We start from the raw sequence: 13749 nt of genomic DNA on the forward strand, positions 1-13749 counted from the left end.
GCCATGGCTATCGAGCCGCGGCCTTTCTTTTGCGGAGGAGAGGAAACGATGAACATTGCTTTTTTCCTTTTGCCCAAGCAGGATGTCGTCTGTCTCGTGCACCAGGCGACTTTGCGCCAGACGCTTGAACGGATGGAGCACCACCGGTACACCGCCGTTCCCGTGCTTGATGAAAAAGGACACTATATGTCGACTGTAACGGAAGGCGATTTGTTATGGTATATGAAGAATCATCCCGAGCTTTCGTTCGATCAGCTGCATAAGGTGACGCTGTCCGAAGTGCCGATGAGAATGAAAAATTTGTCCGTTCGTATCGATGCGAATATGGAGGATTTGATCTCGCTGGCGAAGACGCAAAACTTCGTTCCCGTCGTGGATGATATGAACAAATTCATAGGCATTGTCCGCCGCAGCGAGATTATCGATTATTGCGAGAAGCTGCTCATTCCGGGCAATGGAGCGGGCAGAGGTGAAACGAAAGCGGCAAAGGAAGCTTAGATTTCGGTTCATTCGTGTAAAATGAATAAGATAAACCATCATGGTCGTGACGTGGAGGAGCTCATGAGTATCAACTCAAGAAATTCGCGCAAGCGCAAGAGGAGAAGTCCTGTACTGCTTGTTTTTCTAGCGTTCATTGTAGTAGTAGGATTCTGGGCCGCCAAGACGCTGTTCAGCGATAAGGACGCATCTCCCGGCCAGGGAGTCGGGGAGTCGGGCCCGCCCTCAGCCGCTTCCTCGCCATCCGGACAGGGTTCTTCCCCGGCCAGTCCTTCGGCTTCCGGAAAGGATGGCGATGCCGGATCGCCAGACGGACAAGCCGCGTTGGACAAGCCTACGGCGGCTGAGCTGGCGGCGACCTACGATATCGTCATCCGCAACGGCCGGGTCATCAACCCGGAGACGAAGCTGGACAAGGAAGGGCTCAACGTCGCCATTCAAGGCGGCAAGATCGCTCTCGTTACGGAAGAAGAGCTGCAAGGCAAACGGATCATCGATGCTACGGGGCTCGTCGTATCCCCCGGCTTCATCGACAATTTGTCTTACGACCCGAATCCGCTCGGAGTATGGAACAAGATCGCGGACGGCGTTACGACGAATATCGCTATGCACGGAGGAACGTCCACTCCGGAAAAATGGTATCCCTATTACATACGCAACAATACGCCGGTCAACTTCGGAGCTTCGTTCTTCTACACGCAAGCGCGCAATCAGTTCAAGATAAGCCGCTACGATACGCTGAAGCCGGAGCAAATTCAGAAGATGGTGGATCAGGCGGAGAAGGCGCTTAACAACGGAGTGCTCGGCTTATCGTTCAGCCTCGAGTACGTGCCGGGAGTGAACGACAAGGAAATTATGCCGTTCATGCGTCTGGCCTACAAATATAACGTGCCTGTCTATTTTCATGCCCGCTATTCCGACATGGAAGAGCCGGGAACGAACATCGACGCATTGAACGAGCTTATCGGCTACGCTCGCGCCAGCGACGCGGCGGTGCACATCGATCACATCAACAGCACCGGCGGCACGTTCTCCATGACCCAGTCCTTGGGCATGGTATCGGAAGCCCGCGCGGAAGGTCTCGACATTACGTCATGTATTTATCCCTACGATTACTGGGGAACGTACTTGAACTCCGCCCGTTTCGATACCGGCTGGCAGAACCGGTTCCGGATTACTTACAAGGATTTGCAAATCGCCGGAACGAACGAACGGCTGACCGAAGAGTCGTTCAAGAAGTACCAGAAGGAAGGCAAGCTGGCAGTCGCTTATGCTATTCCGAAGGAAGATGTCATCGACTCGCTGAAGGCGGAATACGTCATGCTCGGAAGCGACGCCATTCTGGAGCCGGGCTTCAACAATCACCCGCGCGCATCGGGAACGTTCGCACGGACGGTCGGATTGTACGTGCGCGAGCAGCAAGTCATCACGTTGTCCGACGCGATTGCGAAGATGTCGCTCATGCCGGCCCAAAGGCTTGAGAAGCAAGCGCCCGCTCTGAAGAAAAAGGGACGGATCGCCAAAGGGATGGACGCGGACATCGTAGTGTTCGACTACGATACGATCAGCGATCAATCGACGGTCGAGAAGCCGAACTTGTACAGCAAAGGTATCTCGTACGTTCTCGTGAACGGGCAAGTGGCGCTTGACGAGAAGGGACTGCACAAGGATATTCACCAAGGACAGCCGATCAAGAGCGAGTTTTTGCGAGTAAAGGCGGAGAATGCAGCCGAGTCGCTGGCATGGGATGGCTCCAGCGCGCCTTTGCTGGAGTATCGCGGAGAGCGGTACGTTGATTTGGAGACGCTGAAATCGCACGGTTACGTCTACGAGTGGAACAAGGTCAATAAAACGTTCGCCTTGACGAAAGGCGATTCCGGCGCCGACAGCGCCGCAATCCCGAAGCCGAAGGTGGGCGAGCTGATGCTGGAGCGGGGCTACAAGCTTAGCTGGGAAGGCGGCCGGACGGAGCTGCTGTCGGTCGGCGACCGCAGCTATGTGCCGCTGTCGGCGCTCTCCTCCCTCGGTTGGAAAGCAACGAAAAGCGCGAACGGCTACAGCGTAGACAAAGCATAAGGAAGCAAAGCCGCAGGAGACCGAGGTTCTCTTGCGGCTTTTGATTTCCTATGTGGGAGAGTCGATCATTTCCGGGGAAATGGACGCGGCTGGCTCTGCCGAAGACTGGGAACGCCCCCATTCCGTTCAATCCGAAGGACCCTTCATGCCTTCTGTTCATACTCTCCGTATGCACCACTTTATTCGGCAGCGGAAGCTCCGAATAAGTTTCTGACGCGAAACTTGTTGTGCTATAATGGAGGTTGCAGCTTTCTGGGCTACTTGGGAGAAGTGACGCTTGGAAAGGACGGATAAACGATGGATCGAGAAATGGATGTGGCTACGCGCGCCCGCTTAATCGAATGGCTCAAGACCGAATTGGTCGACCAGCAATCCCGTTTGTTCAAAGCGATGTGGGACGGCAGCTCCGCCCGTGTGACGGACAGCCTGTCCGGCCTGATCGCAAGCAGCTATATTCTTGGCAGAAGGCTCGGCATCTCTTATCGCGAGCTGGATGCCGCCATTGCCGGCAAGCTTGAGAAGCTGCGCCAAGAAGGACACCAGCTGGAGGATACGTACCAAGATTTGTCCTCGCTGTCCGAACATATCCGCAAGAGGTGACCTCATTGAAAGCAGGCTGGAAATCGCTGGCCTGGAGCGCGGCCGCACTCGTGCTGCTGCTATCCCTAGCGACACCGTTTAGCGTTATCACTTTATTTTTGTTAATGGTTCCTTTCGTCGTTCTGTTCACCGCGCTTAAGCCCGGCGCGTTCGTCCTGCATTTGATTCCCGTCTTCGTGCTTGCCTTTTTGCTGCTCGGGGGCTACGGGGCGATTGCGGCGACGCTCGGCTTCTTTTTTCTAATTCCGTCGATCGCGATGGGTTACCGGTACAAAAAAGGAGCTTCGGCCCGAAGCGCGCTCGTGCTTGGTTCTATCGTTATATTGGCGCAGCTTCTGATCGAATTCACTATTTTCTCGATCCAATTCAAGCTCGACCTGGCAGCCGAGCTGGCGTCGGCTATGGACACTATGCTCCAGCGACTGCAAACCGGAACGCTGCTGCCGTCGAATTGGACGTCGGATATGGCCGATTCAATCGTCAAAGGGCTGCCGATGCTGCTGCTGCTTTCTTCGTTCTTGTTTGCGTTGATCGCGCACGGGCTGTCCCGATGGGCGCTTCGATCGTTCGGCATTCAAGCGAACGCATTGCCGGAGGCAAGGACCTGGCGGCTGCCGAGGAGCCTCGTTTTCTACTACTTGATCGCGCTGGTAGCTTCTTTCTTCATCTCTGCGGACGCAACCGGCTTCTGGCCCGTCGTCGTCAGCAATTTGGTGCCGCTTCTGCAGTATGCTTTCATCGCCCAGGCGATTGGATTTTTCTTTTTCCTCGCCCATGAGAAGCAGTGGCCGAAGGCGGTGCCGATTTTAATCGCAATTCCGCTTATCCTGTTTCCTCCCCTTTACCTCATCGGACTGATCGACGCGGTGTTCCCACTGCGCCGATATTTCGTTAAGGAATGACCTCAAGAGGACTGGCGACAGCCGCAAAGCAAAGGAGAGTAACGTTACATGCCTAAGTTTCTCGTTCAGCGATGGCACGGCATGCATATTGTATGGGCGCTTCTGCTCATCTTCATGCTGACGGTGGCCTTGGCATGGTACCACTGGGTTCTCGGATTAATCGGCCTCATTCTCGGAGGGGCGGTCGCCGCCTTCGGCATTCTCGCGGAGCGGGCGTTCCGCAAGGATTTGAACGATTACGTGCTGACATTGTCGCATCGAATCAAGAGCGTCGGCAGCGACGTCATCGGCCATCTGCCTTTCGGAATCGTCATCTATAACGAGGACAAGGATATTCAGTGGCATAACGCTTATATTTCCACCGTTGTCGGTCGTCCGTCTGTCGTCGGGGAGACGTTGACGCATATTTTTCCGGCACTGCAGCAAGCCAGTAAGGAAAAAGAGAAGGACAAAGACAAAGAGACTGTGGTCGAGACGACGATCGGCGGCCGGGTGTTCGAGCTGATGTTCCGGCCTGCGGAACGAATGGTCTACGTCAGCGACATTACCGAGCGTTGGACTCTCAAGAAGCGTTACGAGGAAGAGAAGCTCGCTCTCGGAATCGTCATCATGGACAATCTGGAGGAGATTGCCCAAGGGATGGACGAGCAGCAGCGCGCCATTATGCTGTCCCGGGTGACGGGCGAAATCAACGAATGGGCGCTGCGCTACGGCTTGTACCTGAGGAGATTGTCGTCCGACCGCTATATGATTATTACGAATTTGGGCACGTTGAAGCATTTGGAGCAGACCCGATTCGACCTGCTGGACGAGGTGCGGGAATTGACCCAGGATCAGAAGCTGCCTATGACGCTCAGCATCGGATTGGCGTCCGGGGTCGATAACGTCGTCGAGCTCGGCCATCTGGCGCAAAGCTCGCTCGATATCGCGCTCGGACGGGGCGGCGATCAAGCGGTCGTGAAGGTCGGTCAGCGGCAAAATTTCTACGGCGGAAAGAGCAATGCGGTAGAGAAGCGAACGCGCGTGCGAGCCAGGGTTATCTCCCATGCGCTGCGCGATTTGATCAAGGAGAGCGATCACGTCATCGTCATGGGCCACAAGATGCCCGACATGGATGCGATCGGGGCGGCAATCGGGGTCGTCAAGGCGGCTCAGATTTGCGGCAAGGAAGCGTACATCGTTCTGGAGGGCATTAATCCCGCGATCCAGAAGATGATGGAGATGCTTAAGGAAGACGAGAAGCTCATCAGGAGGTTCATCTCCCCTGAGCAAGCGCTGGCCCTCATGCACAAAAGATCGCTGGCAATCGTCGTGGATACGCACAAGGCGACGATGGTTGCGGAGCCTCGGTTGTTGCAGGCGACCGACAGAATCGTTATCGTCGATCACCACAGGCGAAGCGAAGAGTTCATCGACGATGCGGTGCTCGTCTATATGGAGCCGTATGCATCCTCCACCTGCGAGCTGGTCACGGAGCTGCTGCAGTACATCCATGAACGCGTGGCGTTGGACGTAAGAGAGGCCACGGCGCTGCTCGCCGGCATTACCGTCGATACGAAGAGCTTCGCGCTACGCACGGGATCGCGAACGTTCGAGGCGGCATCGTTCCTGCGCCGCAACGGAGCCGATTCCATGCTCATTCAGCGGATGCTGAAGGAAGATCTCGAAGAGTACGTGAAGAAAGCGGAAATTATCCGCCATGCCAACGTATACCGCGAGCATATTGCCATCGCGGCTTACGATTCGGGCAAGCAGGTGCCGCAGCTGCTAATCGCGCAATCGGCGGACACGCTTCTTAATATGACCGGAATCAAGGCATCGTTCGTCGTCGCGCAACGGCCGGATGGGCTAATCGGCATCAGCGCCCGATCGCTCGGCCAGATCAACGTGCAGATCGTTATGGAACGAATGGGCGGGGGCGGCCATTTTACGAACGCCGCTTCGCAATTGCAAGGAACCGTGCAGGAAGTAGCCGATAAATTAAAACAAACGCTAATCGAACTCGAGGATAAGGAGAGGTTGTTCGAATGAAAGTCATCTTCTTGCAAGACGTGAAAGGTCAAGGCAAACGCGGGGAAGTCAAGGATTTGTCCGAAGGGTACGTACGCAATTTCCTGCTGCCTAAGGGGCTGGTGCAGGTCGCTACCGAAGGAGCGCAGAAGTCGATCGACCAGATCAACGCCGCTGCTCAGAAGCGCAAGGACAAGGAGAAGGAAGACGCCAAGGCGCTTGCCGCTAAGCTTTCCGAGCTGACGGTCGTCATCAAAGCGAAAGCAGGGGAAGGCGGCAGACTGTTCGGCGCGATTACGAGCAAGCAAATCGCGGAAGCGCTGGAGAAGCTGAAGATCGTCGTCGACAAGCGCAAGATCGAGATGGATGAGCCCATCCGCACTTTGGGCGTGACGAAGGTTCCCGTGAAGCTCTATCCGGACGTGAAAGGTACTCTAAACGTGCAAGTCGCGGAGGAATAGGACAATGAACGGAAGCGGGGAGCAACTGCAGTTCGACCGGGTGCCGCCGCAGAACCTCGAGGCGGAGCAGGCGGTGCTGGGCGCCATTCTGCTGGAGTCGGAAGCGCTTATTACCTCGATGGAGCGGATTCGCGCGGAAGATTTCTACAGCGTGGGGCATCAACGAATTTACGATGCGATCGTGGCGCTCAATGACGACAACGAGCCGTTCGACCTGATTACGCTGACTGCCCGTCTCCAAGACAAGGGAGAGCTCGAAGAGGTCGGCGGCGTCGGATATTTGGCGAAGCTGGCCAGTTCGGTTCCGACGGCGGCTAACGTGGAATACTATGCGCAAATCGTCGAAGAGAAGTCGATGCTCCGGCGGCTCATCCGCGCGGCGACGCAAATCGTCTCGAACGGCTATGCGTCCGAGGACGACGTGGGCGCTCTGCTTAACGACGCGGAGCAGCGTATTCTGGAGCTGTCGAATCGCAGGGCTTCAACCGGCTTCATCAGCATTCGGGACGTTCTGATGGACGTGTTTGAACGTGTCGAATTTTTGTTCAACCACAAGGGCGGAGTGACGGGAATACCTTCCGGCTTCCCGGATTTGGACAAGATGACCGCGGGCTTCCAGCGCAACGATCTTATCATCGTGGCGGCTCGTCCATCCGTGGGAAAGACGGCGTTCGCTCTTAACGTTGCGCAGAATGTAGCTGTGCGCGCGAACGAGACCGTCGCTATTTTCAGTCTGGAGATGTCCGCGCCCCAGCTCGTGCAGCGTATGATTTGCGCCGAGTCGAACGTGGATGCGAGCCGTATGCGGACCGGGTATTTGGAAGGCGACGATTGGGAGAAGCTATCCATGGCGATCGGTTCGTTGTCCGAGGCTCAGGTCTACATCGACGATACGCCGGGAATTACGGTAGCGGACATCCGCGCGAAGTGCCGCAGGCTCAAGAAGGAGAAGGGTCTGGGAATGATTCTGATCGACTACCTTCAGCTTATCCAAGGGCGCGGCAAAGCGGGAGAAAACCGGCAGCAGGAAGTATCGGAAATATCCCGTACTCTCAAGCAGATCGCGAGGGAGCTCGAAGTGCCGGTTATCGCGCTGTCGCAGCTTTCGCGGGGCGTCGAGCAGCGGCAGGATAAGCGTCCGATGATGTCCGACCTTCGGGAATCGGGCTCGATCGAGCAAGATGCCGACATCGTCGCTTTCTTATATCGGGACGATTATTACGACAAAGAGTCGGAGAAAAAGGACATTATCGAGATTATCATCGCCAAGCAGAGGAACGGTCCGGTCGGCACCGTCGAGCTCGTGTTCCTGAAGAAATACAACAAGTTCGTCAGTCTGGACCGTGCGCATAGCGAAAGCGCATGATACACGGTCCTTTCGTCTAAATTCCGAACAATCATTTCGAGGCTCAAAAGATCGTTCGTTTTTACGTTGACTTCACAGGGAGCAATTGATACACTAATTGATGCACCGAAGCGATCGTCAGCCGGTATGGCTGCGTACGCGCAAGGTTTGCCGCCCGGGTACGAATGTGCCATCGGGAGGCATTATCATGCCGGAATAGGCGAATGTACGCTGGATTTGCCGCCGGATGGAGGGATGGCTTGTGTCAACAGTCGTCGTCGTAGGGACGCAGTGGGGAGACGAAGGAAAAGGGAAAATTACCGATTTCCTCGCGGAAAAGGCCGATGTCGTGGCTCGTTACCAAGGCGGTAACAACGCCGGACATACGATCCTGATCCAAAACAAAAAGTACAAATTGACGATGATTCCTTCCGGGATTTTTAACGAGAACAAGACTTGCGTCATCGGCAACGGAATGGTCATCAATCCGGCTGCGCTGGTGGAGGAAATTCAATATATTATCGACAACGGATTTTCGGCCGACAATCTGAAAATCAGCGACCGCGCCCATGTCATTATGCCGTACCACTTGGTATTGGACGCGCTCGAGGAAGATCGCAAAGCCGACAACAAAATCGGCACGACGCGCAAAGGGATCGGTCCTTGCTACATGGACAAAGCCGCGCGCAACGGGATTCGCATCGCGGACCTGATGGTGGCGGAAGAGTTCACGGAGAAAGCGCGCCGTCTTATTGTCGACAAGAACCAGGTCATTACGCAAATGTACGACGGAGAGGCGCTTGATGCCGAGTCGATCATTAGCGATTACTTGGCGCTGGCGGAGAAGCTTCGTCCGTTCGTTACCGATACGTCGGTCGTCTTGAACGATGCTATCGACGAAGGTCAGAAGGTTCTTTTCGAGGGCGCTCAAGGCGTCATGCTCGACATCGACCAAGGCACTTATCCGTTCGTGACAAGCTCCAATCCATCGGCTGGCGGCGTCTGCATCGGTTCCGGCGTCGGTCCGTCCAAAATTCAGCAAGTCATCGGAGTCGCGAAAGCGTATACGACCCGCGTAGGAGACGGTCCGTTCCCGACCGAGCTCTTGAACGAGCTGGGACAATGGATTCGCGACAAAGGCCACGAGTACGGCACCGTTACGGGCCGTCCGCGCCGCGTCGGCTGGTTCGACACGGTCGTCGTGCGTCACGCGCGCCGCGTCAGCGGCATTACGGGGCTGTCCTTGAACTCCCTCGACGTGCTGACGGGCTTGGAGACGGTCAAGATTTGCACCGCTTACCGTCTGAACGGCGAGTTGGTCACTACCTATCCGGCTAACTTGAAGCTTCTTGGAGAATGCGAAGCGGTGTACGAGGAGCTGCCGGGCTGGAGCGAGGATATTTCGAACGCGAAGACGCTGGAGGATTTGCCGGCAACGACGCGAGCGTTCGTGAACCGCGTAGCTGAGCTGACCGGCATTCCGATCGCCATCTTCTCCGTCGGCCGCAATCGCGAGCAGACGAACCAAGTGGCTCCGATTTACGTTTAGTTTAGCGCCCTTTTATTGAAAAGGCCTTGTCGCAATTTTATTGCGTGCAGGGCCTTTTTTTTGCGCTTGCAGAGCCGTGTGAGCTCCGCATGGGGCGAATTAGCCAAACCAAAGTGGGTTACATAGTCGCTCGAGCGACGCATGGAGCGAATACCCCAATATAATGGGGTTACAGAGCCGCTCGAGCGCCGTATGGAGCGACTAGCCCAACATAATGGGGTTACAGAGTCGACTGAACGCCGCATGGAGCGAGTAGCCCAACATAATGGGGTTACAGAGTCGACTGAACGCCGCACGAAGCGACTAGCCCAACATAATGGGGTTACATAGTCGCTCGAGCGCCGCATGGAGCGACTAGCCCAACATAATGGGGTTACAGAGTCGACTGAACGCCGCATGGAGCGAGTAGCCCAACATAATGGGGTTACAGAGCCGCTCGAGCGCCGCATGGAGCGAATACCCCAACATAATGGGGTTACAGAGTCGCTCGAACGCCGCATGGAGCGAATAGCCCAACATAATGGGGTTACATAGTCGCTCGAACGCCGCATGGAGCGAATACCCCAACAAACCAGATTGCATAGCCGCTCGAGCGCCAATCGAACGCCCAATGCAGACGTGTTGATGTGTCCGATAGGACGATTTCTCGCATTATAGCGGGCCGGGGACCGATTTTACCGGATACTGCACAATAAGTCGATTCTTTCGTCTTATAGCGTGACTTAGGTGCATCAACGTAGGTGATAGGACGACTTTCTCGCGTTACAACGGACCGAGGAGCCGATTTTTTGCTGGAGACTGCGTAATAAGTCGATTCTTTCGTCTTATGGCGTTACTGCGGTGCATCAACGTATGCAATAGGACGATTTTTTCGCGCTACCGGTAAATCCAGCGGTATCGTCTAAGACGCGGCCGTGCTGTTGTCCTCGCTTTCCGCACTCTGCGGGCTGTCGAGCCATTCCCCCGACCAAGGTCTAGCGACAAACACATGCTTGCGGCGGTGTATCGCGTCGTGGGAATTCTTTACAATGGCGTCATAGGACTGTCGGAGGGGAGTAAGCCGGCCGGTCGAAGACTAAGAAACGGAGTTGGGAATACAATGAAATTTTTCACACAGTTCTCGTTACGCAATCCGGTGGCGATTGTGCTGCTAGTTATACTGGTGGCTGTAGGCGGGGTGTATGCGGCATCGCGCTTCCAGCAGGAGCAGCAGCCGGAGGTCATGTTTCCGGGCATAATGGTATCGGCCGTATATCCCGGAGCCGCGCCTAACGAAGTGCTGACCCAGGTGACGCAGCCGATCGAAAAAGCGCTCAAAAATGTAGAGGGCGTCAAAAACGTATCTTCTTACTCCGCTAACAGCGTGGCTCAGCTGGAGATAGAGTTCAGCTACAACGACGATATGAAGGAAAAGAAGAACGTCGTTCAAGAGGCTTTGAACGGACTGCCTCTGCCGGAAGGAGCGGAAAAACCGGAAGTTATCTTCCTCTCCACAACCAATCAGCCTATCATGTACACGACGATCAACGCAAAGGAAGGCGTCTCCGAGGAACAACTGACGGAGCTGGTGAAGAGCTCGGTCATCCCGGACATTCAAGCCATCGAAGGCGTAAGCAACGTACAGGCGGTCGGATTGAAGGACGACGGGGTGTACATCCGTCTGGATGCCAAGAAGATGTCCCAGTACGGAATTACTTACGAGCAAGTAACGGGGATTCTGCAAGCGAATAACTTAAGCGTCCCTCTGGGCGAAGCGACCTTGAACCAGAACAAGCTGCCGGTGTTCGTGCAAGGCGACCTGCGCTCGGTCGAGCAATTAAAAAAGTGGAGTCTGACGCCGGACGGCAAGGTGAAGCTGACGGACATCGCGACCATAGAGCAGGGCACGGACAACAGCGTTCTCAGCTATACGAACGGTCAGCCTAGCATTTTGCTGAACATTACGAAAGCTGGCAATGCGAATACGGTTGAGGTTGCGGACGAAGTCGAGAAAGTATACGAGAAAGCGGAGAAGGACGGAAAGCTTCAATCGCTGATCATGTACAACCGGGCGACGGACGTGAAGGATTCGGTGAACACGCTTGCCCGCGAGGGCGGCTTGGGAGCGATCTTCGCATCGATCCTGATTCTGTTCTTCCTGCGCAACTTCCGGGCAACGCTGATAGCGATCGTGTCGATTCCGCTGTCCATGCTGATCGCGCTGATCTGCTTGAAATATTTTACGGACGTTACGTTGAATATCATGACGCTGGGAGGGCTGGCCGTTGCGACCGGTCGGGTCGTGGACGACAGCATCGTTGTCATCGAGAACCTCGTGCGGCGGATGCGAGGCGAAAAGCTGACGAAGGAGCTCATCTTGAGCGGCACCGCCGAAGTCGGAAGAGCGATTACGTCTTCGACGATCACGACGGTAGCCGTGTTCGCTCCGCTCGGTATGCTTCAAGGAATGATCGGCGGCTTCTTCCAACCGTTCGCTTTGACCGTTGCATTCGCGCTTCTATCCTCGCTGCTCGTCGCGCTGACGGTCGTTCCGCTCATGGCGTGGGCGTTGCTTAAAAATCAAAAGCCGAAAGAGCAGAAGGAGTCGGCGCTCAGCCGCGGTTACAAAAAAGCGCTTCGTTGGTCGTTGGGCCACAAGTTCATCGTGCTCGCCTTGGCTTGCTTGCTGTTCCTCGGCAGTCTCGTTCCGATCTTTGCCGGAGCGATCGGGGTTACCTTGCTTCCTCAAGGGGACAGTAAATTTGTTTTCGCCAATCTGGTTATGCCGAAGGGTACCGAGCTAAAGGTTGTCAAAGAGGAAGCCGATCGGTTAAGCCTCATCATTCGCGAGCATCCGGACGTTAAGAACACGAACGTGACAGTCGGCGGCACTATAGAGGGCGGCCTCGATTCCAACATAGCCAGCTGGTTCATCGGCCTTGATCCCGAAGCGGACATCGATCAATTTATTGATGAAGTCCGTCCTAAGGCGAAAGTTCCCGAAGGAAGCGAGTTCAGCTTTGACAAGGAAGACGGGGTTAGCGGAGGCGGCGTCGCCATAACGGTAACGGGCAGCTCCACGGGAGACATCCGCACGGCGACGGAGCAAATTACCGAAGCGGTCAAAGGCGTGAAGGGAACGGACAACGTCGGCAACAACTTGCGGGACGGAACGAAAGGAATCGCAATCGAAGTCCGTCAGAACGATGCGTCGAAATACGGGCTGTCCGCTTATCAGGCATCGGCGCTGCTAAGGCCGTTCTTATCGCAGACGAACGCAGGCCTCATCGACGACGGCAGCAAATCCAGCGAGCTTTACTTGGCGCTGAACGGGGCTTCGATCACTTCTGTATCGGATATAGGGAATTTGCCGATTCATGCGCCGACCGGTGAAACCATTCGCGTCAATCAGATTGGCGATGTTAAAGAAGTGCAGCTTCCTAGCACGCTGCAGTTCAAGAATGGCGCAGGATTCGCGACGGTTACGGCGAAGATCACGGACAAAAACACGAATAAGGTCAACGCAGAGATCGATAAAGCGCTGACCAAGCTGAAATTGCCGGCCGGTTCAAGCTACTCGCTCGGAGGCAGCGACGCCGAAATTCAACAGATGATGAGCGACATGATGATGGCAATGCTGATCGCAGTCGGTATGGTATACATCGTCATGGTTATCGCGTTCCGCGAAGGACGCACGCCGTTGGCCGTGCTATTCTCCTTGCCGTTCGCGCTAATCGGCGGCTTGGTCGGAACGCTCGTCGGAGGGGAACCGCTGTCGGTATCCAGCATGATCGGCTTCCTGATGCTGATCGGTATCGTCGTCACGAACGCCATCGTATTGCTTGAGCGGGTACATCAGCAAATCGAGGATGGAACCACTATCCGCGAGGCGCTGATCGAAGCCGGAGGAACGCGCCTCCGTCCGATTCTGATGACGGCCATTGCGACCATTTGCGCGTTGACTCCTCTGGCCATCGGACTTGGCGGAAGCGGGACCATAATTTCCAGCGGCTTGGCGGTCGTCGTTATCGGCGGCTTGGCGAGCTCGACGCTGCTCACGCTGGTCGTCGTTCCGGTCATCTACGAGCTGCTCTATTACAAGCGCTCGCGCAAGCAGCGCATGGCGAGCTCTCAGGCACAATCGGGTGCCGCTGCCTAGTATCGCTGCTCTATGAGAACTAACTAGAAGGGGCTTTCTATCGGTCATGTTCGGGCCGTAGAAAGCCTCTTTTTTTTGCGGCCGCTTATAATAGCGCTCTGACGTTCTTCAACCTAAAGAATTGGTAAAATTCATGCAAAATGGTCATAAAACCCTGTAATTGCAATTGA

General features: G+C 55.4%; 9 protein-coding genes. All 9 read left to right on the forward strand.

Translation table 11 applies throughout. The annotated features are described in order from the left end of the window. The first annotated feature begins 48 nt into the window (after positions 1 to 48). The 9 genes from D3H35_RS24255 (at position 49) to D3H35_RS24295 (ending at position 13579) form a co-directional block, all read left to right on the forward strand. Positions 49 to 498, forward strand: coding sequence for a CBS domain-containing protein (locus D3H35_RS24255; protein WP_119151941.1), 450 nt, complete (start codon positions 49 to 51; stop codon positions 496 to 498). A 63-nt stretch (positions 499 to 561) separates the two neighbouring features. Next, entirely contained in the window at positions 562 to 2574 is a 2013-nt protein-coding gene (locus D3H35_RS24260; protein WP_119151719.1) for an amidohydrolase family protein, read from the forward strand. Positions 2575 to 2871: 297 nt separating this feature from the next. Then, a complete protein-coding gene (locus D3H35_RS24265) occupies positions 2872 to 3174 on the forward strand; it encodes a MazG-like family protein (RefSeq protein WP_119151720.1) in 303 nt (100 codons plus the stop codon). 5 nt (positions 3175 to 3179) lie between these two features. Further along, on the forward strand, positions 3180 to 4076 hold the full coding sequence (locus tag D3H35_RS24270) for a DUF2232 domain-containing protein (protein WP_158594246.1): 897 nt from the start codon (positions 3180 to 3182) through the stop codon (positions 4074 to 4076). A gap of 48 nt (positions 4077 to 4124) precedes the next feature. After that, positions 4125 to 6107 (forward strand): DHH family phosphoesterase, encoded by a 1983-nt coding sequence (locus D3H35_RS24275; protein ID WP_119151722.1) that lies wholly within the window; start codon positions 4125 to 4127, stop codon positions 6105 to 6107. Then, positions 6104 to 6547, forward strand: coding sequence for a 50S ribosomal protein L9 (gene rplI / locus D3H35_RS24280; RefSeq protein WP_119151723.1), 444 nt, complete (start codon positions 6104 to 6106; stop codon positions 6545 to 6547). Before D3H35_RS24275 ends, rplI begins: the two co-directional genes overlap by 4 nt. Positions 6548 to 6551: 4 nt before the next feature. Next, positions 6552 to 7913 carry a replicative DNA helicase gene (gene dnaB, locus D3H35_RS24285; RefSeq protein WP_119151724.1) on the forward strand — a complete coding sequence of 454 codons (1362 nt, stop codon included), beginning with the start codon at positions 6552 to 6554 and terminating at the stop codon, positions 7911 to 7913. 241 nt (positions 7914 to 8154) lie between these two features. Then, positions 8155 to 9441 (forward strand): adenylosuccinate synthase, encoded by a 1287-nt coding sequence (locus D3H35_RS24290; RefSeq protein ID WP_119151725.1) that lies wholly within the window; start codon positions 8155 to 8157, stop codon positions 9439 to 9441. Between the two features lie 1099 nt (positions 9442 to 10540). Further along, positions 10541 to 13579: an efflux RND transporter permease subunit gene (locus D3H35_RS24295; protein ID WP_119151942.1), complete on the forward strand. Its 3039-nt coding sequence runs from the start codon at positions 10541 to 10543 to the stop codon at positions 13577 to 13579. Positions 13580 to 13749 lie beyond the last annotated feature (170 nt).

The organism is Cohnella faecalis (genome assembly GCF_003570905.1).
GTDB classification, from domain to species: Bacteria; Bacillota; Bacilli; order Paenibacillales; family Paenibacillaceae; genus Cohnella; species Cohnella faecalis.

Excerpts from the sequence above, each read along its gene's own strand:
- D3H35_RS24295 (WP_119151942.1), top strand. The coding sequence starts at position 10,541 with ATGAAATTTTTCACACAGTTCTCGTTACGCAATCCGGTGGCGATTGTG.
- D3H35_RS24260 (WP_119151719.1), top strand. The coding sequence starts at position 562 with ATGAGTATCAACTCAAGAAATTCGCGCAAGCGCAAGAGGAGAAGTCCT.
- rplI (WP_119151723.1), top strand. The coding sequence starts at position 6,104 with ATGAAAGTCATCTTCTTGCAAGACGTGAAAGGTCAAGGCAAACGCGGG.
- D3H35_RS24265 (WP_119151720.1), top strand. The coding sequence starts at position 2,872 with ATGGATCGAGAAATGGATGTGGCTACGCGCGCCCGCTTAATCGAATGG.
- D3H35_RS24255 (WP_119151941.1), top strand. The coding sequence starts at position 49 with ATGAACATTGCTTTTTTCCTTTTGCCCAAGCAGGATGTCGTCTGTCTC.
- dnaB (WP_119151724.1), top strand. The coding sequence starts at position 6,552 with ATGAACGGAAGCGGGGAGCAACTGCAGTTCGACCGGGTGCCGCCGCAG.
- D3H35_RS24275 (WP_119151722.1), top strand. The coding sequence starts at position 4,125 with ATGCCTAAGTTTCTCGTTCAGCGATGGCACGGCATGCATATTGTATGG.